Genomic DNA, 26,874 nt, shown 5'->3' on the forward strand with positions numbered 1-26,874 from the left:
TACTAGTAAATTTAATTCTACTTAAAATAGCTAAAGCATTGAAATTCTTGAATTCTAGCTAGATTAGTGAATGATAATAAAACTTCTTTTACTTAAATTTAGATATTTACTGACTGTCCTTACTATAAATGCTAGAATAATAAGCTATTGATATTCTACATTTTTATCTTTTATCCATCGTAGATAGCGATGCAACAAAGCCCAATGGCGTCAACTTAAGGAAAGATGTTAAGGAGTAAAATACTGTAAAAAATAGGACCTTTGGTTTCTATTTTATTTCAATAAAGAAGATATCAGTAAAGCTTATCTATTAAGGTGTCACATAGAGGAGTGCTATAAACGACTCAAAGTAGAAGGAGAATTAGAGAATTTTTCTGGGATAAATTTAGAAATAAGAATTTTGTGCAAACTTGGTCATGTGCAATACTTCATATGTGTGATGCACAAGAGCCTTGGAACCCAGATCAAATTGCTGAGTATTGTTTAAATTTTTCAGTTTTATTTGGTGTAATGAGACAGAAACTTTATCAGGTGCTTATTAGCACCAAAAAACTTTCAAGCCCTTTTTAAAATACGCACTAAAGTCAACGTGAAGATTGTATAGCCGCAATAAAGTAGATAAGCCTAAACGCCATAATGTCTTTAGGAGAGCTTGCTAATTTATTCTCTTAAGTTAACGCCATTGCCTAAACAGATACATAAAAAAGTAGTACTTGCAAGAAAGAGTTACTTAAGAAATTAATTAACTTTGCTATTTTCTCTAACATACCTAGAAGAAATAGATACATTATCTAATGCAGTCCTAATACTAGCATTGTTCTCATTAACAACTACAGCTAGCTCACAAGCATTCAAAGTATATCTACCATATGGAAACAGTAGAGTACTTACTTCAGTAAATGCATCTTGTAGCATGCTACTATTTTTAGCTCGTATTAAAATAGAATTGATACATTCATTATTACCTTTATATATAGCAAAGGCAAATGGTTTAATGACATACGTCACGCCTGGAAGCTGCACAATATCTTTAGAAGTAAGGATATTTCGTAGTGTATCACTATTTTGAACTCGTATTAAAATAGTGATACATTCGTTATTGCCTTTATATATAGCAAAGTTAAGTGGCGTTAAAGTATACGCTATAATATTTAAATACTGTACAATATTTCTAGAAGCAAGAATATCTTGTAATATACCATTTTCTTGGGCTTTTGTTAAAATAACATTAATATACCTTCCCTTATTATGATGTATGGCAAAGCCAAGCGATGTTAAGGTGTACATCAAACCATTTTGATAGTTTATAATATTTGCAGTAGTAAGAATATCTTGTAGTATACCATTGTTTTGAGCTTGTTCTAAATAGAATTAACACATTCATTATTGTCTCTATGTATAGCTAGGCTAAGCAGTATTAAAGTGCGTCCTCCATCTGTTGGAAATCGTGTAGTATATCCTATTGTAAGAACTTTTAGTAAATCATTCTCTGAGGCTACTTTCAAGATATTACTAATTCCCTCACCATTTGATATTACCTTTTTCAACTTAAAATGCAAATTTCGTTGTGCTTGTGTTAAGTTGTTATCATTTAGCATATTCTTGTAACCTCGCTTTAAAGTCAGTGCAGTTTAATTATTCTATGTTAGTATACACCAATAGAAAAAATTTCATCATATGTTCTGGAAAAAATTTACACAGGTTAATGAGGAAATCGTAAGAGAGAGCCTAAAAAAGGTTATAGAGAAGAAAAGTGGTAAGAATGTTGGTGTAGTATCCTCAATTGTTATTAAGGGTAAAGATGTTGCTTTTGCTCTTGAAGTTACTGAGCCAAATGAAGAATTAAGAAAAAATTGTGAGCAAGCTGTTAAGGCGATACCGGGAGTAGGAAAGGTTACTGTAGTTGCTACTGGTCAAAAACAAGCTAGGCAACAAAAAGCTAAACTTCATATCGAAGGAGTGAAAAATATAATTGTCGTTGCTTCTGGTAAAGGAGGTGTGGGTAAGTCGACAGTTGCACTAAATCTAGCTCTTTCGTTAGCAGAATTAAAACATAAAGTTGCGCTAGTTGATGCAGATATATATGGTCCTTCGATTCCTAAAATGTTGGGCACTGAGAAATTAAAACCAGAAATACAGAGTGGTAAAGCAATGCCTATAGAGAAACATGGTCTCTATACTATTTCAATTGGCTATTTTATTGATAAGGACCGCGCAGTAATATGGCGTGGACCTATGATCACAAAAGCACTTTACAATTTGCTAATGGGAACAAGGTGGTCTGATATAGAATATTTAATCATTGATACACCGCCTGGCACTGGCGATGTACATTTAAGTCTGATGGAGAATTTTAGTTTAACTGGAGCAATAATAGTTTCAACTCCACAGGAGCTTGCTTTAATCGATGCACAAAAAATTTATGATATGTTCACAAAGCTCAGCGTGCCAATTATCGGCATTGTGGAAAATATGAGCTATTTTGTTCAAGATAATTCAAAAATACACATATTTGGAAAAGGTGGTGCAAAAAAAATGTCTGAAGAGCTGGGAGTCAAACTCTTGAGCAGAGTTCCTCTAGATCCGCAAATATGTAGTGCTTCTGATTGTGGAAATCCTTCAATACTAAGTGAGGATTTAGTAAGGATTTATGAAGGCATTGCTAAAGATGTTAGGTCTTTTGTATGCAGTCTATAAAGTTTTTTAAACTACTTTTAAAATAGGTAGAATGTAATTTTAGGTGAATAAAATATTTCAAATGGCAGCAGCTACCTCGTATCTGAACAGACAATAGACTTCTTGGATAACTTAAGAAACAAGTAGTAGAAGCAATATTAGGGAAGGTATAAATTTTGAGCAGGTAAGTAAACTTGATGAAGAGAAGCTTCGAAGACTAAGAGGAGTAAAAAGAAAAACATTGGAAAAATAATAGAAATTTTAATAGAGGAAGAGGCCAAGAAAAAGGCAAGAGGAGGAAAACCAAATAAACAATGCATATTTATTAATAGCACTCGAATATTTGTGTAAATACCGTACATATTTCCATATAGTGCAAAGCTATGGAATAAGTGAAAGTTCTTGCTAACGGCTGAATAGAAGATGCATTGATAAAACATCCAGATTTCAGAAAGATAAAGAGCTATTAAAGTTAAATAGGAGTATGCAAAAGTTTTATAAAAAGGGAATGTTCAACTCCCCCATAGAAGATCAAAAAATATCCTTAGGTTATCCAAGAAGTCTATTGTTGGTAAACATAAAAGGCTATTTGCCTTTTTATCTAGTTTATGCAGGAGGTCTATATTTATTGTTGAGTGTGATTTTAGGCATTTCTGCTAAAACGCAACTTTTAAATCGCCAAAATTTCTCCTTGCCTTTACTAATTCCGATTCTTGGAGTGCACACATAATCTGGTTTGAGGTGATATTCATAGAGACAAAATTCATGACTTATAGTAAGGTCTTGTTTATTATGTTCTTTTGTAATGTTTAATTTTTTGCACAGTATGCCTGGCCCGCCTAAATTTGCTTCAAGCGGTTCAGTGAGCTTTAATCCTCGTATTAACACTGCTGCTGGGAATCCTTCTGCTTCTGTTACAATATTTAGACAATAGTACATTCCATATATAAAATATACGTACGAAAACCCTGGCGTACCAAACATTACTGAGGTTCGATTAGTATAGCCTCTTGCTGCATGACAAGCTGGGTCATCCATTCCTATATACGCTTCAACTTCAGTTATTATTCCACTAAAATTAGAAAATTTCAGAATCTTCCCTAGCAGCTCCCCAGCTACGGTTAAAGTTGGCCGTTCATAGAAATTTCTTGGTAATATTGTGTTATTCATCATAGAAGTACAAGTTACTTACATTTGTAAGCAAGTTATACTATTTTTGCTTTTTCTTATTTATTTAGTCAAGAGCATCTCTGAGAAGTAGAAGTTGGTGTTGTTGTCACATTTGTTACATCTGTTGAAGGCTGCTGTAAAACCTTGACTGATTCAGAGCTCTTTTGTTGCAATTGCGGTACTAACGCTTCATATAAAGATTTTGGCTCACGTCTCTTACCTATTTTGACTTCTTTATTTGCACGCAACTGCTCTGCAGTAACACCGTTGCCTTCAAGGAGAGTTACACCATTCTTACCATCAATGTTAACTTTAACTTTGCATTCTCTTCCATCAACATACCACTTTAAAGTCATTTCATATAACCCACTAATTATTTCATAAACTCTTTCCTCATTATCACTATCATTATTAATATAGCAAGATGCCCCCCTCTTTTTTTCTTGATTAGGATGACAAAATGTAATTGTTCTTACACCATACTCTTTACATATACTACCGCCTAGAAGTTTAGCTATATCTACTCCTTCTTTATTGGCATGTAGCACAACTCTCACGGTAGGATAAACAATATTCTCTTCCCTTTTGCCTTCTTTTATCATTATGGACTCTATGGTATATACCTTCGATATCTCTGCCTTAATTTGGTCAGCAATCTTGCCTACAATCTCTTTACCATGATAGTGAGATTCTCCTTTCTTCGGAGAAAAAGGTTCTTTGTTTGTAGTATTAGTGTCTGGATCATTCTGTAACTCAAAGAATTTATCCCATTCTTCATCACTGTCTAATTTGATATATTCACGCTTGTTCTTGCCTGATACTGCATTCTGAATACTAGACGATCCTTCTGTTACAGTTGTACCAGAGCTATTGCCCTTACCTTTTAGAAGAACAAGATGCTCTTCTGACCTTTCTTCCTTACTCAACTTTGAATCTGCATCACCAAAAGAAGGTTTCTCTACTATATGCGTGTAAGAACTTTTAACTCTACTCTCATTATCAGGTACTGTAGTAGCCCACAAAAGCTTTTTAATATAATCTAACATATGCCACCTCTTACCATTAACTAAATATCAGTATGCAAACTTTGCTATAACTAATCAATAACTAAATTTACTCCAAATAAAATGAGCTGATAAAAAGGTATAAATTGAGATTAGGTAAAGCTTTTGGTATAATATCTAGTTAATTTTGAATAGGCAGGTGATCTCATCTACAAAGACGTTTTTTATCTCATTTATTTTTGGGTTTATTCTCTTTCCCTATTTTATAAAACTTCTAAAAAAGATAAGTAAAGATGGACAACCAATCAGATCATATGGACCAGAAAGTCATTTAATAACAAAAAAGAATATACCACCTATGGGTGGAATAATAATACTAACTTCTGCTTTATTACCAATCCTGCTTTGGACTCAATTAACACCAGAAATTTCATTGCTGGTATTTATAACTCTATTTTTTGCTCTACTTGGATTTATTGATGACTATTTAAAATTGAAGACAAATCACCACCGAGGTTTAAGTGCAAAAACCAAAATACTTATTCAGTTTGTCGTTACTCTGGTCTGTATGTTTATACTTAAGCTACAATCTGCTGAAGGTTTTACAAAAATTTCTCTATTTAGAGAAGTAGCAATCGACCTTGGCTATCTATATCTTCCGTTTGCTGCATTTGTAATTGTCGGCTCTTCTAATGCTGTGAATCTTACAGATGGCCTAGATGGCCTTGCTGCAACTCAAGCCATTACTTCCTTTGCTTTTTTGGGGCTAATTGCATACATCACTCAGACAGATGTAAACATTACTTTATTCTGCATTACATTTATAGGAGCTATTTTAAGTTTCTTGTGGTTTAACACACATCCAGCAAAAATATTTATGGGTGATGTTGGAAGCCTATCAATCGGTGCAGCTTTAGGACTCACTAGTGTTCTAATTAAAAAAGAAATGCTTTTTGCCGTTATTGGAATAATCTTTGTAATAGAGACTTTATCTGTGATTATTCAGGTATCATATTTTAAATATACAAAATTTAGATATGGAGCAGGAAGAAGAATTTTCCTTATGACACCAATACATCATCACTTTGAAAAGAAAGGGTGGTCAGAAAATACAATAGTTATAAAATTTTGGATAATTTCTATTGCTTGTTCGATTTTTGCTTTAACTTTCTTATTATAGGAATTATGAAATATCCAGACTTTTCATTAGAAAATACATTATCAGGAATTATAGCAGGAGTAGATGAAGTAGGAAGAGGTCCGCTTGCCGGTCCAGTGATATCTGCAGCTGTAATATTTACTGATAGAGATACGGTTATTGATGGAATAAACGACTCAAAAAAGCTAACCCCTAAGTGTAGGCAAGTTCTATACGAAAAAATAACGTCTGTTGCAAAATTTGGTATAGGAATGGCAAGCGTAGAAGAAATAAACTCATACAATATTTTGCAAGCAACAAAGCTTTCAATGAAACGTGCGTTGGCAAACTTGAATCTAGAACTAGATTATGTGCTAGTTGATGGTAATCAACCACCTGAAGTAAAATGGCAAGTAAAATCTATAGTGAATGGTGATAGCTTAAGTATATCAATCGCAGCTGCTTCAATCGTTGCAAAAGTTACAAGAGATCGGCTTATGGAAGAATTGCATAATAAACATCCTCAATATAATTGGTATAAAAATAAGGGATATGGAACAAAAGAACACCTCAGCGCTATTGGCCTTCATGGAATTACGAAGCACCATAGAAAGAATTTTGCACCTATAAGAATACTATAGCCTTTAATCACTTACCTTTTTTGAAAGGTATGTTTTCATTAAACAGGCAGACTGTGCTTGATCCGTTTCTTAAGGTAAATACCGAGCTTACTCTTTCAATTATCAGGTAGTCATCAACTGTACGAAAATTTATCAAGGATTCATATCCTGCAGAATCAACCATAAAAACTGCCGGGAAATCAGAGTTTATTTTATTAAATTGTAGATATGTAAATTTTCCGTCATCAAAAACCTTAATTGGTATTATTGATTGACTGCCTTTAACGTGCGAGATGGAATAGTTAAAATTCAAGCCTTTCTTTATAACCTCAATATCACTTATATCAGGGATAGTGGTATGACTAGCTTGCTCTAGAATATCACCGTTACTCGTTGAATAAATTTCATCACTGTTGAACAGTGGATAAAGAAACCTTACTTCATATGCTAACCTTGGATCATCTAGCCCGTTTGCTTCTTCAGCATGAAATTCGAAATAATAAACTCTTTTATTGGTAATTATAGTTGCATTAGTATCGGCAATATCATCTATAGGCTTAATAAATAATCTATTACCTTGAGGAAGGAGTTGCCAACCGGTTGCATCACCCATTGAAAGACTCTCTATTACCTCCCCTGGCTCAAACAATATGCTGGATTGATAACCATAAAAGCCCGTGTACTTATGTATAGCCTGTGGATTATAATTCATTACCTTTATGTGGTTATCACCAGCTATTGGTCTTGGTTCCTGTTTTGCAAGTGCATAACCACCACAAAAAAATAATAGTGCAACAAAGAGTACCCTAATCATAGTATCAAAATAAACTGATCTTCATTTTATCATTGATAGACATGCACTGCAACTGTTAAGCTATCCCAGTAGTAAGCGATAGAAAATGCAAGCTTCATAATAATTCATTACTGCAGGAAAAAGGGGAGTGTTAAATAAACTGTGTCAAACCTCCATTTTTTGTTTCTATTTTATTTTTACTTCTCGGTTTGACACAGTTTATTTAACACTCCCTGCAAAGAAATTAACTACAGATTTTATGTCTAAGTTACTCCACAAAATTTTTCCTTTCCTTATCCAAGATTCAAATTTATAGTATCGATTCCTTTTTATGAAATATGAAGCCACCTCAAGTTATAGTTAAGCCTATATTCAGTGAATTACTTTCACAAGTGCAATTGATTTTAGTGTTATACTGTTCTAACAGTAAAGAAGTCATATAGATAATAATGTCTTTTGTATCCAAACGAATATCATTTTTTTTTGTTAATTTGCTCACTAATAATGTACTTATTGATTTATGTTCATTTACTACTTTTATAGTGAGTAGTGTTTTATCTTCTGTTTTAGTCAGTAAAATAGACACTAATTCAATTTGTGCCACTGCACTGATTATAGTTATCACCATATTGGAAATTATCTTATTTATTTTTTCAATTAAGTTTTCTGTAGGACATTCACTTACTCTCCACTGAAGCTTTACTTTTTTTTTAATAAATAATTTTCTATATTGGATTTAGTCTTAACAAAGCTGCAATTATCTGATGAATGAGAATAAGCTTGCTTCATAACTTTATATTTATATATTAAATCATCGGAGCTTTCTTTAAGCAATGACAATGCTTCGTTTTGCATATTAGGGTTGTTTTCTTCAAGCTCTTCCAATCCACCCACTATTCCTTGCATAGAACTAGCAAAATCATGAAGAATTCGTCCTGATAGGCATTCTGTTATTAACATTATGTTTTTATTCATTGGATAAAAGTATAAATGATTTAAGTTAACCCTATATTGGTAGGCATGTAGTAGTCAATTTAAGAGAAAGTTTCGTTGCGCTTTTTGTGTCAAAGCATTAATGTAGTATTAATAATTATAAGATTTATGAAGGCGTTATGAATACTTATGCTAAATCTGGAATAGACCTTAAACTATATAATGAACTAATAAAAAAAGTTAAACCTATTATTGAAAAGACTAAAGGAGAAGAAGTAATTAGTGAAGTAGGATCATTTTCCGCATTGTTTGACTTTTCTTCGCTGAGTAAGAAATACGACCATCCAGTACTTGTTTCCTCAACTGATGGAGTGGGCACAAAACTATTAATAGCTCAAGAGGTGAATAAGCATGATACTATAGGTATAGACTTAGTTGCAATGTGTGTAAATGATCTACTTGCACAAGGAGCAACACCTTTATTTTTCCTTGATTACTTTGCAACAGGCGTTTTAAACAAAAACGTTTTATTGTCTGTAATCCAGGGCATTGCAGAAGGGTGCAAGGAATCTAAAATAGCATTAGTTGGTGGAGAAACTGCAGAAATGCCTGGAATGTATGGTAACAATCACTATGACCTTGCAGGGTTTGTGGTTGGTGTTGTTGATCGAAAGCAAATTCTTCCAAATTGTAGTATAATGAAAGCAGGTGACTGTGTAGTTGGTTTAGAATCAAATGGAATTCACTCAAATGGATTTTCTTTGGTGCGCCATATTTTTAAAAGCTTAGGTATAAATTATAATGATATATCTCCATGGAATAATAAATCTTGGGGTGAAATATTACTTAAGCCAACAAAGATATATGTTGATTCTTTGTTGCCTATTATGCCAAAGGTAAAAGGCATTGCGCATATAACAGGTGGCGGGTTAATAGACAATATCCCAAGAATTCTCTCAGGAAATTTATTTGTAGACATAAATATTAATTCTTGGAAATGGCCAGATATATTTTTATGGCTGAAAGAAGAAGGCAAAATAGAAAAGAGAGAAATGTTAAAAACATTTAATTGCGGCATAGGTATAGTACTGATTGTAGATCCCGATAATATGAAGGATGTGGAAAGCCATTTCCAAAAGCGTGGAGAAAAAATTGAGATTATTGGAAAACTTGATGAGGCATGTAACCCTCCACTTGATAGAGTAGTATTTAGTTAGTCTAACTTTACTGACAGTCTTTTTGCAACTTCTGAGTATGCTTCCTTTAAGTTTCCTAGATTTAAACGGAAAATATCTTTGTCTAGCTTTTTATGCGTATTTTTATCCCATAGCCTACAATTATCAGGGCTGATTTCATCGGCTAAAATGATTTTAGTGCTGTTGTTTATCAATTTGCCAAATTCTAACTTGAGATCAACTAAATATATATTTGCATTTGAAAATAGGTCGACTAAGATTTTGTTGATCTTTAAAGTTGTAGTTTTAACTTCTTCCATTTCTTTATTGGATAACCAACCAAAATATAGTATGTGATTTTCATTCACCATTGGGTCGGCTAGGTCATCATTTTTGTAAAAAAACTCGATTATAGGAGATGTAAGTGTCTCACCTTCTTTGATATTAAAACGTTTGCAAAAGCTGCCAGCTGCAATGTTTCTAACCACTATCTCAAGAGGTATTATCTTGAGTTTTTTGACTAGCTGTTCTCTTTCGTTTAGAGTGTTTATAAAGTGCGTGCTAATTCCTGCTTCTTCAAGCTTTTCCATGATAAAAGCACTAACATGATTATTAATTATTCCTTTGCCCTCAATAATTTCATATTTTTCCTTGTTGAACGCTGTAACATCATCTTTAAAGTACTGTATAACAGTTGATGAGTCTTCAGTTTCAATAATGACTTTGGCTTTACCTTCGTATATCGTTTTATTCAGTGACATATTTAATTTAACTATGTATCATATCAATTTACTGTTCTTAGAGTATAGCCCCAAATAACTTAAAATAAACCTTAATGGCGTTCAATGTTACAATATTAACCATATTTCCAGAAATGTTCCCCGGATTTTTGAACTATTCTCTTGCTGGAAGAGCGTTGGAAAAAAAAATATGGAATCTTGAAATAGTAAATATTCGTTCTTTTGCTAAAGATAAACATTCAACTATAGATGATGTTCCATATGGAGGTGGAGCAGGGATGGTGATGCGCCCAGATGTGATTGGTAATGCAGTTGATAATGTGCTTTCTGCTCATAAAAATACTAGATTTATTTATATGACTCCATCTGGTACAAAATTTAATCAGAGCATTGCAAAGGAGCTAACAGAAATTCCTCATGTAACAATATTGTGTGGTCGATTTGAAGGTGTTGACCAAAGAGTAATTGATGTGTATACTCCTTATGAGTTAAGTATTGGAGATTATATACTTTCGGGAGGTGAGCCAGCTGCAATGGTGGTTCTTGATGCATGTATTAGGCTTCTTCCAGGTGTAGTAAATAATTTCGATAGCGTTGCTGAAGAAAGTTTTAGTTATAGTGGTGGTATGCTTGAATATCCTCAATATACTAGGCCTGAGCAGTGGAGTAGGTACAAAGTTCCTAAGGTTCTGTTGTCTGGCAATCACAGAAAAATAAGTGATTGGAGAAGGGAACAGTCATATGTTAGAACAAAGGAACGTCGACCTGAATTGTTGAATGGAGATGATAAATGACAAACTTACTTGAAAAATTTAACGAACAACAAATACAAAGGTTAGCCAAAGAGATGCCAGCTTTTTGTCCTGGCGATGATTTGAAGGTCACTTTTAAGGTAGTTGATAGTACGGGTGAGCGTATACAGATATTTGAGGGCGTATGTATATCAAAAAGAAATCGTGGATTACACTCTTCTTTTTCAGTTAGAAAGGTAAGTCATGGAGAAAGTATAGTATCACAATTTTTTGTTTACTCTCCTGCATTAATTTCAGTACAAGTGATGAGAAAGGGAAAGGTCCGTAGAGCAAAATTATATTATCTGTGCAAGCTATTTGGGAAAGCTGCAAGGATCAAAGAACGTACTACTTATGTTAAAAAAAAATCTAAGTAGATACAATAGGGAGTGATGTCAATTGTATCATCTCAAAACTCTCTCTTATTATCCCAGTGTGTGGCGCACAACTGTACTTTGCCTCCTGCTGTGGTGTCATCCCAATGTTTGACACTGGGATCCAGATTCTCCTTTTGGTTTGTGCTTTCATGGAAAATATAAAAATTATTTGCAGGCAAAGCCTGTTAGATCTCAGTGTCAAGCACTGGAAAAAGGGGAAAGTCTTTTCAAATCCTCATGTAAAGAAAAGTAAATGGGTATAATAAAGAAAAACTTCCTTAAGTTACTTCAATCTAAGCGCGTACATGCTCGTGTAAAAAGAAAAAATAAAAAGAACAGCATTTTATGCTTTTGCTCTTTTACAGCACTGATTGTCTCAATTGGGTGTCCTATATGTATATTACTAAGTATATTAGTTAACTCTTACAGTGCTTTAACAGTAACGAAAATTTTATTGCCAGTTGAAATAAATGCTGATCTTATTTTAACTAATAATCCTGGTGATTTACGATATAAGTCCATTAGACTACTCAATAACTCTTTACATAAAGTGTTTGAAGGAATTGACTTTAAAGACAGTGACGAAATTTTAAGTCGTAACTCTTACAAGGAGCTAGAGAGGTTTTTTCTTAAGAGAGTAAAAAATAGTGGTGAATATGAGATTTGGTTTACCGCATCAAGTGTGATCAATTCACTATATAAAAATAAATGTTTGAATGATCATTATGCTAAATTACTTGATTGGTTAAAAGAGAAGGGAAGAGTAAGAAAATTTTTTAATAAGTCTCTGTTTCTTAAGTCTGATTCTTGTGAGCCTGAGAATGCAGGGATTTTAGGGGCATTTATCGGTTCATTAATGACAATTATAGTATGCTTAGCGTTGGCATTGCCAATAGGAATTATGTCAGGTATCTGTCTTTATGAATTTATGCCTAGAAATAGGCTAATAACCAGTATTGTAGAAATTAGCATGAATAACCTTGCTGCAGTGCCTTCGATAATATTTGGTGTGGTAGGACTGACTCTCTACTTGGGCATATTTGGTTTACCCCGTTCTTCACCGCTTGTTGGCGGGATGACTCTTTCATTTATGATGCTGCCTAATATTATTATTGCAACAAAAAATGCCTTTACAAACGTTCCTATTGCAATAAAAGATGCAGCGTTTGCGCTAGGTGCACCTCACATCAAGGTGATATTGGATCACTCTTTACCGATTGCGTTGCCACGGATAATACATGGTGCAGTGCTTGCAATTGCAAGGATTTTAGGCGAATCTTCCCCTTTACTTATGATAGGCATGGTAGCATTTATTGCTGATACACCTACATCCTTCTTCGATCCGGCAACTGTTTTACCTGTACAAATATACATATGGTCAAGTAGTCCTGAAATTGCATTTATTGAGCTTGCTGCCATTGCAATTATAGCTTTATTGTTAATGCTATTTGCTTTGAATTTAATAGCAAATTTTGTAAAAAGAAAGTTCGAGTTTTTTGATTCATGAAAATTACAATCCTCTCTGGTTATGGCTTAAATTGCGAAAAAGAAACTGCATTTGCATTTATGGAATGCAGCAGAAAGCTTGGTATTAATAATATTGAAGTAAAAATCGTTCACATTAATGATATTATAGATAATCCAAGTGAACTGAAATTAAGCAATATACTTGCAATTCCAGGAGGTTTTTCCTATGGTGATGATACTGGTGCTGGTAATGCATTTGCTTTGCGTATAAAAAACAACTTGTTAGACGAATTTCAAAATTTCTTATCTCAGGATAAGCTTATTATAGGGATATGTAATGGTTGCCAGATATTAGTAAAATTAGTTCCAGAATTCTCTAATCTAGCTTTAACCTCTAATGATATAGGTAATTACCAATGTCGTTGGATTAGAGTGAGAGTTAATCCGCAGAGTAGTTCTGTTTGGCTACGGGGCCTGAGTGAGCTATATCTTCCTGTTGCTCATGGAGAAGGCAGGTTTTTTATGGATCAAGATATTTTAAATCAATTGATTGAAAATAATTCCGTTGCACTGAGTTACGTTGATGAAAATGGTGACTATGCAAATTTACAATTTCCTTACAATCCAAACGGATCTATATACGACCTGGCAGCTTTGTCAGACAAAAGTGGTAGAGTTTTAGCTTTAATGCCTCACCCAGAGAGAGGAATATTTTTTACTCAGCAGGACAACTGGCCTCTTGAAAAAGAAAAATGTAAACGTTCAGGAGTGGCTATGCCAAAATATGGTAATGGAATGCTCATATTTGAGAATGCACTAAAATATTTTGCGTAAGTATTACAATACGTTACATACAACAAGTTTTTAAGCCATAAAAAGGTAACCGTTCACGGATTGTGAGAATGAATTAAAGAACTAAGCAGTGACAGCTACTAGATTCTGTAGCTTTTGAAAGGGGTTCTGGCCATTTAGACGTGATGTCAAAAATATCGACAACATTCTTTCCACGAATCTTTCTCCACGTTCTGACCAGGTGAAAAAGCTGTTTTTACGATAAATTACGTACCGTCTAATTTGCCGTTCTGCAAGGTTATTAGTTGTTTCTATCACTTCAGGTTTTCTTAAAAACTTCCACATCATATCCTCAGATCGTAACATCTTAGCGGCCATTCTTGAAGCTTGAGTGCTATTTGCAACCCTCGTCATTTTACGTAAAAAATGTTTTACCCTTTTCCGAATTTTTCGCACCAGTCGATAAAATCTCAAATTATCTATCAAATTTTGTTTTTTTGCCTTATCTACTACAAACACCTTATTGCTGAGCGATTTTAGTGCTTGGCCAATTTTGCTCACTTCAACATTTTTACTATGGGCAAATCTCTCAAAATCTCTTGCCAGATGTGCCCAACATATCTGTCTATTTTCACGATTGAAGTAATTGTATACAGCGTATCTATCGCTCACAACTATACCATCATATTCTGGCAGTAAACTCTTCAACACCTTCTTACCACGAGACTCGCTTACCTTCAGAAGTGTCAACGCTTTGTTTGTTATTACCCAACTCCAGCCTCTCTTTCCTTGATTTCTGTGCCCTGTTTCGTCTATATGCAAATACTCGCTTCCTTGCAACTCTTCCTTCATTTTCTCATATTCAGATGCACACTTCTTCGATACCCTGCGTTCAGTATTTGAGACTAAACCAAGGCTTATATTTAGATTAAAAATACTGCCCAAAATTTGCTGTACCTCTCTTTTTGAGTTAATAAAAAAGCCGCTAAGGCTGCTTATAACTGTTTTAGCATTGGGTCCTAGAAAATCTCTTGCAACACCTTCGGGTAAATTTGCTGTAATTCTTTTATTACATACTCTTATATGTTAAAAACAAGTCTTTATAAATGTCACGAAATGGCGGTATAAAGACACGCAGAGAGGAGGAACCGTACATACTCTTGGTCATAAGGACCGTTTTGCAGCAAGGTTCTCCTGTAACCGTTCACGGAATATTCCCAATTAGGCAGGAATAGCGACTAAATTCTGTAGTTTCTGGACAGGATTCTGATCATTCAAACGTGCAGTCAAAAATATCGAAAGCATTCTTTCAATGAACTTTTCTCCACGTTCTGACCAAGTGAAAAAACTATTTTTACGATAAATGACGTACCGTCTAGCCTGACGTTCTGCAAGGTTATTGGTTGTCTCGATCAGATCAGGATTGCGCACGAATCTCCACATCATATCTTCAGAACGTAGTATATTGGCAGCCATTCTCGAGGCCTGAGTTCCTTTTGCAACCCTTGTTATCTCTCGCAAAAAATGTTTCACCCTTTTTCGAATCTTCCTCATTAACCGGAAAAATCTTAAATTGTCTATCAGGTTTTGTTTACGTGCTCTATCTACCACAAATACCCTGTTGCTCAGCGATTTTAATGCTGCGCCAATTCTGCTCACTTCAACATTTTTACTGTAAAAAAACCTTTCAAAGTCCCTTGCTAAATGGGCCCAGCATATCTGTCTGTTTTCACGATTAAAGTAATTATACGCAGCATACCTATCGCTTATAACTATTCCATCATACTCTGGCAATAGCCCTTTTAATATCTTCTTTCCGCGAGATCCAACTAACTTCATAAGTGTTGCTGTTTTATTCGTTACTACCCAACTCCAACCTTTCTTTCCCTGGTTCCTATGGCTTGTTTCATCTATATGTAAATACTTGCTTTTCCGTAGCTCTTCTCTTATTTTTTCGTATTCAGATATACATTTTTCTGATACTCTACCCTCGGTCTTTGATACCAAACCTAGGCTTATATTCAGATTAAATATGCTGCTCAAAATTTGCTGTACTTCCCTTTTTGAATTGATAAAAAATCCACTAAAACTGCTAATTACTGCTTTTGCATTAGCTCCTAAAAGATCCCTTGTCACACCTTCAGGCAGACTAGCTGAGATCCTTTTCTTACACGCCTTACAGTAGCCTTTTTGTAGCCTATATTCAGTCACTATCGGTTTAATTTTTGGCAATTCAACCTTTTGATGCACAGTTTCTTCTTCTAAAATAACTTGGCTTCCACACATGCAAATTGTATCAATTGAACATTTTACCACCTCATCTGCTACCATCAATTCCCGCTTGTGCGCTTCATGTCCTGGCTGCCCGCCTGGTTTTTTATCGCTCTTCTTTTTTGTCTTTTTGCGATATACATCTTGCGATGGTGGCAGCGATGAATTTTTTGAATTTAAACCCAGCTTATCCTCTAGCTCAATTATTTTTGTCCTTAACTTATCATTCTCTGCTTTCAGAGTACCAACTTCTGACTCCAATACCACAATCTTTTCTTGTAGCACCTCTATCATCAACCCCTCATCTATCTAGTTTATTGTTTTTTATACTAATTATGCAATTTTTGTAAACTACTTTCTTATACCGTGAATGGACAAAGTTGATAAGCCTAAACGCCATCATGTCTTTAGGAGAGTCTGCTAATGAAGGCTCTTAAGTTGACGCCATTGCGTGAACGGTTACAGGTTCTCCTCTCTGGTTTATTATACTGAAAGTTCCGAACAACTGGTTGAGCTTTTAGGCTCGTATATAAGGGTGGAAAATGCAGTATACACATTATTTATGGAGGGATTATGAATTTATCAAATATTATTACTGGCATTGATATTAGCAAAAATAAACTAGATATCCATATTCATCCACTTGGACATCATAAAGTATTTGAAAATAACGTTCAAGCTATTGATCAAATAATCGACTTTTTGCGTTTACATAACGTAACCAAAGTTGGACTTGAAGCAACTGGTGGGTACGAAAAATTATGTGCTTATACTTTATTAAGCCATGGTTTTGAAGTATATGTCATTCAACCAAGATGGGTGAGAGATTATGCAAAAAGCCTTGGTATTGCTACTAAAACTGATAAAATAGACTGTAGCATCATCTCACGTTATGTTAGTAATACAGACATGCGTGTCACTCCTTTAAAAGTTAGTAGTATTGACTGTTTGAAGCAAAAATTATCTCGCAGGAATCAACTAGTAGAAATAGCAAAAATACAAAAAACCCAAGCTCATCAAGTAACCGATTTATCTATAATCAAACAAATGGAAGAGCTACTTGCAATTTTACAAAATCAAATTCAAGTCTTAGAAGATGAGGTAATGGAATTAGTCGATAAAAATCAAGAGCTTAAAAAAAAGTACATGTCAATAACTAGTATACCTGGTGTAGGTGCAATAACAGCTATTACTTTTATTTGTTATCTACCCGAGCTTGGAACTCTCCAACATAAAGAAATATCCAGCCTTTCCGGAGTTGCACCTTTTAATCGAGATAGTGGTTTTAGTAAGGGAAAAAGGTGTATTCAGGGTGGTAGATCACAAATTAGAAAGGTTTTACATATGTGCATTCTTAGTGCGCAAAGGTACAATTCTTATATAAAAATCTTCTTTGATAGGCTATACAATCAATATAAAAAACCATATAAAGTTACCTCTACTGCTGCAATGAGAAAATTACTTATCCTTGCTAACTCTTTAGTAAGAGACGGTAGACTGTTTACTGAGGAGTATAGCCCTAAAACTGCTTCTATATAGCAATAGCATAGCTGTGAATAAGTACGCCCACACAAATTTTAAGTACTTATTCACAGCTACATCAATTTTTCTATTGACTTTTAACACAACTGCTACAATGTCCTCTTTGCAACCTGTACTCAGTTACAATTGGCTTAATTTCTGGCAACTCTGCCTTCTGATGAATAATTTCATCTTCTAAAGTAATCTTACCTCCACACATACAAATTGTATCAATTGTGCATCTCACTACCTCGTCTGCAGCCATTAATTCACGCTTATGCACCTTATGTCCTGGCTGACCTCCTGGTTTTTTATCACTTTTCTTTTTTGCTTTCTTACGATATATATCTCGTGATGGTGGCAGCGATGAGAATTTTGCGAATTTAAGCCCAATTTGTCTTCTAATTCAACTATTTTTGCTTTCAAGCTATCATTTTCTCTGATCAGTGCTTTTATTTCTTCCTTGAGATTAGCGTTTTCTGCTACAACCTTTTCTTGCAGCACTGTTGTCATTTACCCATTCCATATTTAGATTCCTATCTCTTTACACTTTTATACTTACTTTGTAAACCACCTTATCTCCGTGAACGGTTACGTTTTCGAAGCTTGAGCTCAAAGAAATTCTATAGGGCAATTAATTTAGCTGACAGAGCTCTTTTACTGCACTTACAGATTTATAAAACATCTCTTGTTCACTATCGTTCATTTTAACTTCTAGAACTTTCTCAACTCCATTTTTGCCAATAATAGTAGGAACACCAATGAATAAGTCTTTCACACCATATTCACCATTAAGATAAGCAGCGCATGGTAATATACGCCTTTTATCTTTTAAGTATGATTCTAGCATGCTTATGGCTGAAGATGCAGGAGCATAGTATGCAGATCCAGATTTAAGTAGATCAACTATTTCTTTTCCACCATTACGAGTGCGCTCAACTATTTCATCAACTTTTCCTCGCGTAATCAAACCCATCTCAATGATTTGGGTAAGTGGAATGCCAGCAATTGAAGCATAATTGATTAGTGGTACCATAGTGTCACCATGTCCTCCAAGCACAAAAGCAGATACATCTTCGACAGAAATATTTAACTCACTTACAAGAAAATAACGAAAACGAGCAGAGTCAAGCACTCCTGCCATACCAACAATCATATTAGTTGGCAGACTTGAAGATTTGTATACTACTGAAACCATAGCATCTAAAGGATTGGTAACCACTATTACAAATGCGTTTGGAGAATGTTTTTTAATATTTTCCCCAACCTCTTTCATTACTGCAGCATTAGTTTGCAGAAGGTCATCTCTGCTCATTCCAGGTTTTCTGGCAATGCCAGCAGTTATTATAATTGCGTCAGAGTTTTTTATATCTTCATACCTATTTGTACCAGTAATATTGACATTAGATCGATCAATAGGAGATGATTCTGTAATGTCAAGCGCTTTACCTTGTGGTATTCCATCGCTTACATCAAGCAAAATAACATCTCCTAGCTCTCTTAGTGCAATCATATGGGCAAGAGTCCCACCGATATTTCCCGCACCAATCAAAGATATTTTTTTTCTTTGTGCTGTCATTTTCTACTCCTTTATATTTACTTTTGTGGCTTTACTACCTTCCCAAGGGGATAAGCTGTCAAACATACGAAAATCTTGTGGTAAGTCTATAGGATTATATACAACCTTTTTTGCCTCTATATCGTATCTTACTTCCTCGTAGCCAGTGAGAGGAAAATCTTTTAACATTGGATGACCTTTGAATCCATAATCCGTTAAAATCCTACGTAAATCTGGGTGATCAGAAAACTCTATTCCATACATATCAAATACTTCACGCTCAAACCACGAAGCTGCGTTAAATATCTTTGCTACACTTAGAGGTATATCACCTTCACATAACTGAAGCTTTATGTGCACTCTGATATTGTGTACAACGCTGAGCAAATTGTATATTAGCTCGAAACGTTTTTCTCTATCTGGGTAATCAACTCCAAAAACGTCAACTAATAATTCAAGCCTACACTTTTCATCATCACGTAGAAAGAGTAAGTGATTTTCAATGTCATTCAAAGCTGAATATATTACAATAGTGCCATCATTTTTCTGAATACATTCACATTTAGTCTTTTTTTGTATGTATTTTGCAGTTTTATCCATGCTATATATTTTTAGTTCGTTTTATTTTATTTTGTAGACATAGCATTCCATATAGCAACGCCTCAGCAGTTGGAGGGCATCCAGGAACATACACATCAACTGGCACAATTCTATCGCAACCACGGACTACTGAGTAAGAATAATGATAATAGCCACCGCCATTTGCACAACTTCCCATAGAGACGACGTATTTGGGATCTGCCATTTGATCATAAACTTTACGCAATGCTGCTGCCATTTTATTAGTTAACGTGCCAGCAACAATCATAACATCTGCTTGCCTTGGGCTTGCACGAAAGATTATGCCATATCTATCAAGATCATAACGACTGGATGCAGTGTGCATCATCTCTACTGCGCAACATGCAAGACCAAATGTCATTGGCCACAATGAACCAGACCTTGCCCAGTTCATTATATAATCTATTAAATCGCCAAATTTAGTGATAAGAAAACCTTCTTTTTTGTAACGATTCCAGTCGCCATTAGATAAATTTATTCCCATTCCAACGCACCTTTACACCACTCATAAATAAAGCCTATAGTAAGTATTGCAAGGAATATCATCATAGACCAAAATCCGCAATAGCTTATTTTAGATAAAGAAACGGCCCAAGGGAAAAGAAAAGCAATTTCTAAATCGAATATTATGAACAATATTGCAACTAAGTAAAATTTTATGTCGAAACTTTTTCTGGCTCTTGATAAAGGATTAAAGCCACACTCATATGTAGAAAGCTTTTCACCATCTGGGTTACTGACTGCAAGAAACATAGGTAATACACCTAAAGTAAAGGATACTACAATTGATACACAGATAAAAATTAATATGGTTAAATATTCACTCATTTAAAAAACATATAACACTATGAATTTACATGCTTTCCTAATCTTTTACCACCTAAAATATGTATGTGAAAGTGCGGTATAACTTGCTCTCCATCTTTACCGTGATTAGTAACTAATCTATATCCTGTTTTTTCTAAGTTATATTTATGTGCTATTTCTCTAACAGTTTTAAAAAAACTTACTATTTCCTCTTCGGAAGCTTTCAGAACAAAATCATCGTATGAAACGTATTGAGCTTTTGGTATAACTAGAATATGAACTGGTGCATCAGGATACTTATCACGAAAAGCTAGCACATTTTCATTTTTATGTATTTCCTCATAAGACAACTCACCTCTTAATATCTTAGCAAAAATATTAGTGTCATCATAAGCTGTACTACCCATACTTTATTAAATTCCTGGTCCTCTTCTATTTTGCTTATGATTTGGTGTAGAAGGTGGGCTTATTGCTGCTTCGCTAGAAGCATCTTCAAGACTTGAAACGTCTTTTAGCTGTATATCTTGTCCACGCAAAACTGACCCATAGTCCATTTGGTGTCTTTTTGAAAACGTTTCTATTCTTTTTGCCCTTCTTGCAGCAATAACTTCTGGTTGTAAATGATACATATCTCCAGGAACAGTTAGGCTATGATACCTTTCCTCTATTTTAACTTCTTTCATAACACTCTCCATAATTTATTTCCCCCTACCTCTTATGCTTTCGCAATTTTCAAAATCTTGTTTAATAGCTTTTTGCCAATTATTTAAAATTTTCTCTGATGACTTTTCTTTACCTATAGACCTTATAACTTCTTGTGACTGTTGCTTTTTACTATCGTATCCACTATACAACTTTTCTGCAATATCATACAGCAACTTTCGGTCTGTGTGAACTTTAAACTCTCCACCAGTAATTTTTGCCAAATTTTTGAGATCATAATCAATTTTATTATAAATTCCTTCAAGAGCGTACTTTTTCATTACTTTTTCATCTATACCTGGATTTTTATCTTTTATTTCTTGGATAATCTTCTCAACATCAACTTCAATTACAATTTTGTTTCCTTCTCTAAAAATAGTTATATTTGGCAGATCTTTCCTTATTTTATCTAATTTCTCTGGACTCAAGTAAGGTATATCCCCCGTTAAAGTTCTTGACGCTAAAAAACTTACCTTACCTTTTTCTTGTTTTGTTATTTGTATGCCAAGGTACTTACTAGCTTCTGTGGTTTTTATAGGTGGGTCATATTTCTCTTCTTCTTTAGGTACATCACTCACAGCCTTTTTTAATGAAACTTTAGCATCATGCTTCATTTCATCAATTGAAGCAAACGGTTTCTTTATAGGATAAATAAGTGCTTTAGGCACAAGAAAAAACACGCCTTTTATCTTAGCCAAAATAGACTTTTTATTTGACTCATCTTTTGCCATACATACCTCCAAGTCACTTTCTACAATCAGATAGTAAAATACACCCAATTATAGACGAAAATATTTAAGCTTGTATATCTATTATAAGATGAAATTATAGAGATAGCAATCATTATTTGTACATTACCAAAGTATTTAGTATTTTTGCTGCTTTTCTTGTTCAAATTACCTTTAAAGATAAATTATGTTAAAATGGAACGCAAATAATATTATCGATGCTACTGGCGGAAGAGGGGAGGGTGTTTGTAATTCGGTATATAGCTCAAATATTTCAACGGATACAAGAAGCATAAAAAAAGGTGATTTATTTATTGCTCTCAAGGGAAAGAAATTTGATGGGCATGATTTTCTACATGAAGCATTTTTAAAAGGAGCTGTTGCTGCGGTAGTAAGCGAAGATAAATATAGAAATTTTCCTCTAATTATTGTGCAAGATACTCTAAAAGCTTTGCATAATATGGCATCATATTACATTAGAAATATTCTTGTTAATGCTAAAGTTATCACAATTACAGGTAGTGTTGGGAAAACCACTACAAAAGATATGCTTAACACTGTTTTGTTGCATTATGGAGTATCTCATGTAAATGAAGGTAACTTGAATAATAATATAGGATTGCCTTTTACGATTCTAAAAGCGCCAGAAGACTGCCAGTATTTAATCCTTGAAATAGGAATGAGTAGAGCTGGTGAAATAAAAGAGTTATCGGAGATTAGCAATCCGGATATTGCAGTTATTACCAACATTGAACCTGCGCATGTTGAAAATTTTTCATCTCTACTTGATATTGCGCAAGCGAAATTAGAAATTCTACATGGTATGAAAAATAATGGTACTTTGGTTTTGAATAAGGATAATGAACATTATGATTATCTCTTATCAAATGCTAACAGAAATGTAGTAAGCTTTGGTAAGAATGAAAGTGCTACTGTTTGTTTGTTAGACCTAATAAGAGACGATAACGGTCTAAATTTAAAAATCAAACTGAACAGTGGTCAAATTATGAACTGTAATTTACCTGTAAAAGGCGAACATTTTGCATACTCTGCATTAGTTGTTACAGCAGTTTTGCAAAGTCTCGAACTTGATTTATCTAAATTACCACTAGCACTTGAGAATTTTACTGTAACAGAAGGTAGAGGTAATGTTCATCAAGCTAAATACAATGGAAAATTAGTACATTTGATTAACGACTCCTATAATGCTAACCCTACTTCAATGAAGGCTGCAATAAGAACTTTAGGTACATATTCTAATTTAAGAAAAGTGGCACTACTTGGCGATATGTTAGGACTTGGTAATGAAAGCATAGTATTTCATACAGAGTTGCTTGACTCTATAGTAGAACAAAATGTGAATAAAGTTCATACAGTTGGTAAATTTATGTTAGAATTGAATAAACTTTTACCGGAGAATATAAAAGGCATGCATTTCGATGATTCTAACCAATTGAAAAGTAATTTAGCTAATATTGTTCAAGGTAATGATGTAATTTTAGTTAAAGGTTCTCATGGAATGAGAATGGACCTTATAGTGCAGGAATTCACAATAGAATATTAAATAAAACTATTGTATTAATTTAAAGTTAAGTTATTGGAAGTTTTAACTGTGATAAAACGTATAGTTATTTTTGGTGGAACGGGATTTATAGGAAAACACATCGTAAGACGCTTGGCAGCGGCGGGGTATTTAATAAGAATATTTACTCGTGATCAGGAAAAAGCTGCTTGTCTGAAGTTATGTGGAAATTTAGGACAAATATCAATAATTGAAGGAGATTTTTTTAATGAAAAATCAATTTTAGAAAGTATGGAGGGGTGTGATGTTGTTATAAATTTAGTAGGAATATTATATGAAAAAAGAAAATACGATTTCTATGACGTTCATGTTGGAGTAGCTGAAAGAATAGCAAAAGCTGCGCAAATAAAAAGTGTATACATGATGATACATTTTTCTGCCATGGGAATAGAAAATAGTAAGCTGTCAAGATACGCCCACAGTAAATTAGAAGGTGAAAAAGCTGTAACTTCAGCATTTCAGGGAGCAATAATAATTAAGCCAAGTCTTGTATTCGGTAAAGAAGATAGTTTCTTCAATAAATTTGCAAGATTAGCAACAATTCTTCCTTTTTTGCCGTTAATCGGTAGTGGAATAACGAAGTTTCAGCCGATATGTGTAACAAACTTAGCTGAAGTGGTATACCGTATTATCAGCTTTAATAAGCAAGATAAAAAAATTTATAATATAGGTGGACCAAAAGTTTACTCTTTTAAAAGCTTATTAAAGTTTATTCTGAATGTTACTAACAGAAAGTGTTTACTGATCAATGTATCTTTTCCAATGGCAAGATTGATAGCCTTCTTCTTAGAAAGTAAAGTTGTTTCTGTGCTGTTAAAACCCATAACCGGAGATGCAAGTCCTATACTTACTCGAGATCAGGTGAAAGTTATGATGAGTAGTTCAATCGAAAAGTCAGATGATCTTGAAATAATGAAAATTCGACCATTAGCGATTGAAAATGTGGTGCCAGAGTACTTGAAGATTTATAGAAAGTATTGATAGAAGAATGTGCCCGGTAGGATTCGAACCTACGACCCACAGCTTAGAAGGCTGTTGCTCTATCCAACTGAGCTACGGGCACACAGCATATATAAAATGCTTCTTAGTACACGTGAAGTCAAGTATTTCTTGTGAATATGATGTTTGTAATAATATCTTAAAACTTTGTCAGTACAGCATGTAACGCTGAAACTTAAAAAAAAAGAAGCTTGAGTGACGAGAAATAATGCAGGAAGTCTAATAGCGCAGTAACACAGAACCCCAGGTTAGGCCTGCACCTATTGAAATCAGCAGTACCAGATTTCCTGATTTTATTTTTGATTCTTGTATTGCATAGTCTAAGGCCAGTGGAATTGACGCTGCTGAGGTGTTTGCATGCTTATCAACGGTATTAATCACTTTCTCTATAGGAAAATCTAATTTCCTTACTACTGCTTCAATAATACGAATGTTTGCTTGATGGGGAATTAACCAGTTAATATCAGTGATTTTCAAATTATTGCATTTCAAAGTTTCCTCTACTAAGATTGTTAACTTTTCTACTGCGTGTTTAAACACTTCTCTTCCATTCATGCATATTTTTCCAGAATCACGAGTAGAGGATATTCCTCCGTTTGTACATAGTATGTCCACATTGCCATCAGAGTGTAAGTTTGTTGATATGATGCCGCTGCTACCCATTTCTGATTTTATTATCACTGCACCAGCACCATCACCAAAGAGTACACAAGTTGACCTATCTTCCCAGTCAACAATCCTAGACATTATTTCAGCACCAATAACGAGCGCATATTTTATTCTATTGTTAGATTTTATGAGCGAATCAGCAACTGTAACTGCATATATAAAACCAGAGCATGCTGCTTGTACATCAAAAGAAAATGCATTTTTACATTTTAACTTACTTTGTACAATCGTTGCACAGCTAGGCAAAGTTTTATCAGGTGTTGTTGTTGCAACTATAATCAAGTCAATTTCATCCACTGAAATTTTAGCTTTTTCTATAGCACTTTTTGCTGCATTTACAGCTAGATCTGACGTTAATTCTCCTTCATCTGCTATATGTCTTTGAACTATTCCTGTTCTTTGCCTTATCCATTCATCGTTTGTTTCAACTATCGATGCAATTTCGTTATTACTCAAAATTTTTTTTGGTAGGTAAGAACCAGTGCTCAATATGAAACTTTTATTCAATATGACTTACCCCGTTAATTATCTTCTGGTTCAAATTTTCACTGATTGCATTTACTGCAAATTTTATAGCGTGAGCAAAAGAAATAGCATCAGAATTTCCGTGGCTCTTTATAATGATACCATTTAGCCCTAAAAACATAGCTCCACTTCTAATTTTAGGATTAAAACGCTCTAATGTTTTATTTAGCTTGGGTTTCAACAATATGCCGACAAGCATTTTTGTCATCCATGAATTAAATACTTCCTGTTTTATTAGACTGATAAAAGTACCAGCAGTTGCCTCAGCTGTCTTGAGCATTACGTTACCAACAAAACCATCAGCAACAATTACGTCTATATTACCATCTAAAAATTCACTTGCCTCTATATATCCTTTGAAGTTAATACTTGGAGCATTTTTGAGTAACTCAAAAGCTCCTCTTACTGAGTCAGTACCTTTCACTTCCTCTGTACCAATGTTTAGCAAAGCGACTTCAGGATTTTCAACTTTTAATGCTATTTTTGCAAATATACTCCCCATTAATGCAAATTGAAATAATGAGTCAGTATTACAGTCAACATTTGCACCAAGATCAAGCAATGCAAAGCTTTTTGTCTTAGTTGGACAGACAGATGCAATAGCCGGACGATAGATATTGGGTAATGTTCCTAAAATAAATCTGGAGATAGCCATCAATGCTCCAGTGTTGCCTGAAGACACCATCCCAAAAGCTTTACCTTTTTTCACTGCTTCAACAGCTGCCTTCATACTTGAATCTTTGCGATGTCTAAGTGCAAAAGAGGGTTTATCATTTGGAAGAACATTATCAGAGCAATGGGTAAATTCGGAGTTATCGCTTACTTTTTTGTATTTTGAAAGCAAAGGAGATATTTCTTTCTGATCTCCATAAATATGAAAAAAAACTTCAACACCTGGGTCAACAAGATTATCCAAGAAAAAACTAGCACCCTGAATTACGGAAAGAGGTGCAAAATCCCCTCCCATAGCATCAAGTGCGATAACTATGTTGTTGTTGACCGTGGGTAACATATCATGAGTTACTCCGCCTTTTGTTTAATGAAAACACGTTTTCCTTTGTAACTATTGTCAACTGCTATGTTGTGAGGCAACATGAATTCTCCAGTTGTTGCACATACCACAATATTCTTAGGCTTAATAGCATGATGAGAACGATGCATATTACGCCTTGACTTTGACTTTTTTCTTTTTGGAACTGCCAAGATTTACTCCAA

33 protein-coding genes, 1 tRNA gene and 2 pseudogenes are annotated in these 26,874 nt (G+C 34.2%); 13 read left to right on the forward strand and 23 right to left on the reverse strand.

The annotated features are described in order from the left end of the window. Positions 1 to 277: 277 nt before the first annotated feature. Positions 278 to 659: pseudogene (locus OPR58_RS01270) on the forward strand (IS4-like element ISWosp8 family transposase); the annotation flags it as partial. Between the two features lie 79 nt (positions 660 to 738). Here the strand turns inward: OPR58_RS01270 and OPR58_RS01275 are convergent. Together OPR58_RS01275 and OPR58_RS01280 are read right to left on the reverse strand one after the other, a co-directional pair. After that, positions 739 to 1,287: a WD_0033/WD_0034 family tandem repeat-containing protein gene (locus OPR58_RS01275; RefSeq protein WP_265022828.1), complete on the reverse strand. Its 549-nt coding sequence runs from the start codon at positions 1,285 to 1,287 to the stop codon at positions 739 to 741. A 74-nt stretch (positions 1,288 to 1,361) separates the two neighbouring features. Next, entirely contained in the window at positions 1,362 to 1,598 is a 237-nt protein-coding gene (locus tag OPR58_RS01280; protein WP_264686899.1) for a hypothetical protein, read from the reverse strand. 79 nt (positions 1,599 to 1,677) lie between these two features. Between OPR58_RS01280 and OPR58_RS01285 the strand changes: the two genes are divergently transcribed. Continuing rightward, complete coding sequence (locus OPR58_RS01285) at positions 1,678 to 2,697, forward strand: Mrp/NBP35 family ATP-binding protein (RefSeq protein ID WP_010403618.1); 1,020 nt, start codon at positions 1,678 to 1,680, stop codon at positions 2,695 to 2,697. Between the two features lie 148 nt (positions 2,698 to 2,845). After that, positions 2,846 to 3,082, forward strand: a pseudogene (locus OPR58_RS01290) (helix-turn-helix domain-containing protein); the annotation flags it as partial. Between the two features lie 200 nt (positions 3,083 to 3,282). On the opposite strand, the gene OPR58_RS01295 reads toward OPR58_RS01290, so the two are convergent. Beyond that, a complete protein-coding gene (locus tag OPR58_RS01295) occupies positions 3,283 to 3,846 on the reverse strand; it encodes a DNA-3-methyladenine glycosylase (RefSeq protein ID WP_010403621.1) in 564 nt (187 codons plus the stop codon). Positions 3,847 to 3,914: 68 nt separating this feature from the next. After that, on the reverse strand, positions 3,915 to 4,892 hold the full coding sequence (locus OPR58_RS01300; RefSeq protein WP_265022829.1) for a hypothetical protein: 978 nt from the start codon (positions 4,890 to 4,892) through the stop codon (positions 3,915 to 3,917). Positions 4,893 to 5,049: 157 nt separating this feature from the next. On the opposite strand from OPR58_RS01300, the gene mraY reads away from it, so the two are divergent. Both mraY and OPR58_RS01310 read left to right on the forward strand, forming a co-directional pair. Beyond that, entirely contained in the window at positions 5,050 to 6,030 is a 981-nt protein-coding gene (gene mraY, locus OPR58_RS01305; protein ID WP_265022830.1) for a phospho-N-acetylmuramoyl-pentapeptide-transferase, read from the forward strand. Positions 6,031 to 6,035: 5 nt separating this feature from the next. Then, the gene (locus OPR58_RS01310; protein ID WP_007302272.1) at positions 6,036 to 6,629 is read left to right on the forward strand and encodes a ribonuclease HII; all 594 of its coding nucleotides are present in this window, start codon (positions 6,036 to 6,038) and stop codon (positions 6,627 to 6,629) included. 7 nt (positions 6,630 to 6,636) lie between these two features. On the opposite strand, the gene virB9 is transcribed toward OPR58_RS01310, so the two are convergent. The 3 genes from virB9 to OPR58_RS01325 all read right to left on the reverse strand — a co-directional run bounded on the left by virB9 (position 6,637) and on the right by OPR58_RS01325 (position 8,376). Next, complete coding sequence (gene virB9 / locus OPR58_RS01315; protein ID WP_007302273.1) at positions 6,637 to 7,422, reverse strand: P-type conjugative transfer protein VirB9; 786 nt, start codon at positions 7,420 to 7,422, stop codon at positions 6,637 to 6,639. 328 nt (positions 7,423 to 7,750) lie between these two features. Next, positions 7,751 to 8,116 carry a histidine phosphotransferase family protein gene (locus OPR58_RS01320; RefSeq protein WP_125855783.1) on the reverse strand — a complete coding sequence of 122 codons (366 nt, stop codon included), beginning with the start codon at positions 8,114 to 8,116 and terminating at the stop codon, positions 7,751 to 7,753. Continuing rightward, positions 8,101 to 8,376 (reverse strand): hypothetical protein, encoded by a 276-nt coding sequence (locus OPR58_RS01325; RefSeq protein ID WP_012481935.1) that lies wholly within the window; start codon positions 8,374 to 8,376, stop codon positions 8,101 to 8,103. The genes OPR58_RS01320 and OPR58_RS01325 overlap by 16 nt, the downstream gene beginning before the upstream one ends. Before the next feature lie 137 nt (positions 8,377 to 8,513). Between OPR58_RS01325 and purM the strand changes: the two genes are divergently transcribed. After that, positions 8,514 to 9,551 carry a phosphoribosylformylglycinamidine cyclo-ligase gene (purM, locus tag OPR58_RS01330; protein WP_264730070.1) on the forward strand — a complete coding sequence of 346 codons (1,038 nt, stop codon included), beginning with the start codon at positions 8,514 to 8,516 and terminating at the stop codon, positions 9,549 to 9,551. Here purM and purC read toward each other — a convergent pair. Beyond that, positions 9,548 to 10,270, reverse strand: a complete 723-nt coding sequence (gene purC, locus OPR58_RS01335) for a phosphoribosylaminoimidazolesuccinocarboxamide synthase (RefSeq protein ID WP_265022831.1) — start codon at positions 10,268 to 10,270, stop codon at positions 9,548 to 9,550. The two genes, purM and purC, sit on opposite strands and share 4 nt — an antisense overlap. 74 nt (positions 10,271 to 10,344) lie before the next feature. On the opposite strand from purC, the gene trmD reads away from it, so the two are divergent. The 4 genes from trmD (at position 10,345) to OPR58_RS01355 (ending at position 13,718) form a co-directional block, all read left to right on the forward strand. Further along, positions 10,345 to 11,043, forward strand: coding sequence for a tRNA (guanosine(37)-N1)-methyltransferase TrmD (trmD, locus tag OPR58_RS01340; protein WP_010403659.1), 699 nt, complete (start codon positions 10,345 to 10,347; stop codon positions 11,041 to 11,043). After that, the gene (gene rplS / locus OPR58_RS01345; RefSeq protein WP_007302278.1) at positions 11,040 to 11,417 is read left to right on the forward strand and encodes a 50S ribosomal protein L19; all 378 of its coding nucleotides are present in this window, start codon (positions 11,040 to 11,042) and stop codon (positions 11,415 to 11,417) included. The genes trmD and rplS overlap by 4 nt, the downstream gene beginning before the upstream one ends. 253 nt (positions 11,418 to 11,670) lie before the next feature. Beyond that, entirely contained in the window at positions 11,671 to 12,924 is a 1,254-nt protein-coding gene (locus tag OPR58_RS01350) for a PstA family ABC transporter permease (RefSeq protein ID WP_064085769.1), read from the forward strand. Next, a complete protein-coding gene (locus OPR58_RS01355) occupies positions 12,921 to 13,718 on the forward strand; it encodes a phosphoribosylformylglycinamidine synthase subunit PurQ (RefSeq protein ID WP_265022832.1) in 798 nt (265 codons plus the stop codon). The genes OPR58_RS01350 and OPR58_RS01355 overlap by 4 nt, the downstream gene beginning before the upstream one ends. A gap of 81 nt (positions 13,719 to 13,799) precedes the next feature. Here OPR58_RS01355 and tnpC (OPR58_RS01360) read toward each other — a convergent pair whose 3' ends face one another. Next, positions 13,800 to 14,759, reverse strand: coding sequence for an IS66 family transposase (gene tnpC / locus OPR58_RS01360; protein WP_320109902.1), 960 nt, complete (start codon positions 14,757 to 14,759; stop codon positions 13,800 to 13,802). Positions 14,760 to 14,897: 138 nt separating this feature from the next. Beyond that, a complete protein-coding gene (tnpC, locus tag OPR58_RS01365; RefSeq protein WP_265022247.1) occupies positions 14,898 to 16,241 on the reverse strand; it encodes an IS66 family transposase in 1,344 nt (447 codons plus the stop codon). A gap of 279 nt (positions 16,242 to 16,520) precedes the next feature. Here tnpC (OPR58_RS01365) and OPR58_RS01370 point away from each other — a divergent pair, with 279 nt between their 5' ends. After that, positions 16,521 to 17,486, forward strand: coding sequence for an IS110 family RNA-guided transposase (locus OPR58_RS01370; protein ID WP_265022736.1), 966 nt, complete (start codon positions 16,521 to 16,523; stop codon positions 17,484 to 17,486). A gap of 70 nt (positions 17,487 to 17,556) precedes the next feature. On the opposite strand, the gene OPR58_RS11235 is transcribed toward OPR58_RS01370, so the two are convergent. The 9 genes from OPR58_RS11235 to OPR58_RS01415 all read right to left on the reverse strand — a co-directional run bounded on the left by OPR58_RS11235 (position 17,557) and on the right by OPR58_RS01415 (position 21,887). Further along, the gene (locus tag OPR58_RS11235; RefSeq protein WP_406846499.1) at positions 17,557 to 17,733 is read right to left on the reverse strand and encodes an IS66 family transposase zinc-finger binding domain-containing protein; all 177 of its coding nucleotides are present in this window, start codon (positions 17,731 to 17,733) and stop codon (positions 17,557 to 17,559) included. Continuing rightward, positions 17,733 to 17,981, reverse strand: a complete 249-nt coding sequence (locus tag OPR58_RS01380; RefSeq protein WP_265022268.1) for a DUF6444 domain-containing protein — start codon at positions 17,979 to 17,981, stop codon at positions 17,733 to 17,735. The genes OPR58_RS11235 and OPR58_RS01380 overlap by 1 nt, the downstream gene beginning before the upstream one ends. Positions 17,982 to 18,102: 121 nt before the next feature. Beyond that, complete coding sequence (gene mdh / locus OPR58_RS01385; RefSeq protein ID WP_265022833.1) at positions 18,103 to 19,047, reverse strand: malate dehydrogenase; 945 nt, start codon at positions 19,045 to 19,047, stop codon at positions 18,103 to 18,105. A gap of 3 nt (positions 19,048 to 19,050) precedes the next feature. Next, the gene (locus tag OPR58_RS01390; protein WP_017532371.1) at positions 19,051 to 19,626 is read right to left on the reverse strand and encodes an NADH-quinone oxidoreductase subunit C; all 576 of its coding nucleotides are present in this window, start codon (positions 19,624 to 19,626) and stop codon (positions 19,051 to 19,053) included. Between the two features lies 1 nt (position 19,627). Then, positions 19,628 to 20,131, reverse strand: a complete 504-nt coding sequence (locus OPR58_RS01395) for a NuoB/complex I 20 kDa subunit family protein (RefSeq protein WP_007302257.1) — start codon at positions 20,129 to 20,131, stop codon at positions 19,628 to 19,630. Beyond that, on the reverse strand, positions 20,122 to 20,475 hold the full coding sequence (locus OPR58_RS01400; protein ID WP_064085468.1) for an NADH-quinone oxidoreductase subunit A: 354 nt from the start codon (positions 20,473 to 20,475) through the stop codon (positions 20,122 to 20,124). The genes OPR58_RS01395 and OPR58_RS01400 overlap by 10 nt, the downstream gene beginning before the upstream one ends. A gap of 17 nt (positions 20,476 to 20,492) precedes the next feature. Then, a complete protein-coding gene (locus tag OPR58_RS01405; protein ID WP_006014413.1) occupies positions 20,493 to 20,861 on the reverse strand; it encodes an HIT domain-containing protein in 369 nt (122 codons plus the stop codon). A 6-nt stretch (positions 20,862 to 20,867) separates the two neighbouring features. Beyond that, positions 20,868 to 21,149: a hypothetical protein gene (locus tag OPR58_RS01410; RefSeq protein ID WP_010403548.1), complete on the reverse strand. Its 282-nt coding sequence runs from the start codon at positions 21,147 to 21,149 to the stop codon at positions 20,868 to 20,870. A 3-nt stretch (positions 21,150 to 21,152) separates the two neighbouring features. Beyond that, positions 21,153 to 21,887 (reverse strand): hypothetical protein, encoded by a 735-nt coding sequence (locus OPR58_RS01415; protein WP_265022834.1) that lies wholly within the window; start codon positions 21,885 to 21,887, stop codon positions 21,153 to 21,155. Between the two features lie 184 nt (positions 21,888 to 22,071). On the opposite strand from OPR58_RS01415, the gene OPR58_RS01420 reads away from it, so the two are divergent. Beyond that, positions 22,072 to 23,448 (forward strand): UDP-N-acetylmuramoyl-tripeptide--D-alanyl-D-alanine ligase, encoded by a 1,377-nt coding sequence (locus OPR58_RS01420; RefSeq protein WP_265022835.1) that lies wholly within the window; start codon positions 22,072 to 22,074, stop codon positions 23,446 to 23,448. A 48-nt stretch (positions 23,449 to 23,496) separates the two neighbouring features. After that, positions 23,497 to 24,447, forward strand: a complete 951-nt coding sequence (locus OPR58_RS01425) for a complex I NDUFA9 subunit family protein (protein WP_265022836.1) — start codon at positions 23,497 to 23,499, stop codon at positions 24,445 to 24,447. 8 nt (positions 24,448 to 24,455) lie between these two features. Here the strand turns inward: OPR58_RS01425 and OPR58_RS01430 are convergent. The 4 genes from OPR58_RS01430 to rpmF all read right to left on the reverse strand — a co-directional run bounded on the left by OPR58_RS01430 (position 24,456) and on the right by rpmF (position 26,862). After that, a tRNA-Arg gene (locus OPR58_RS01430) sits at positions 24,456 to 24,529 on the reverse strand. Positions 24,530 to 24,684: 155 nt separating this feature from the next. Beyond that, positions 24,685 to 25,641, reverse strand: coding sequence for a beta-ketoacyl-ACP synthase III (locus OPR58_RS01435; protein WP_265022837.1), 957 nt, complete (start codon positions 25,639 to 25,641; stop codon positions 24,685 to 24,687). After that, positions 25,634 to 26,671: a phosphate acyltransferase PlsX gene (plsX, locus tag OPR58_RS01440; protein WP_265022838.1), complete on the reverse strand. Its 1,038-nt coding sequence runs from the start codon at positions 26,669 to 26,671 to the stop codon at positions 25,634 to 25,636. Before plsX ends, OPR58_RS01435 begins: the two co-directional genes overlap by 8 nt. A gap of 8 nt (positions 26,672 to 26,679) precedes the next feature. Then, positions 26,680 to 26,862 carry a 50S ribosomal protein L32 gene (gene rpmF / locus OPR58_RS01445; RefSeq protein WP_006014434.1) on the reverse strand — a complete coding sequence of 61 codons (183 nt, stop codon included), beginning with the start codon at positions 26,860 to 26,862 and terminating at the stop codon, positions 26,680 to 26,682. Positions 26,863 to 26,874 lie beyond the last annotated feature (12 nt).

This window comes from Wolbachia endosymbiont (group B) of Ischnura elegans (assembly GCF_947251585.1).
Lineage (GTDB): Bacteria > Pseudomonadota > Alphaproteobacteria > Rickettsiales > Anaplasmataceae > Wolbachia.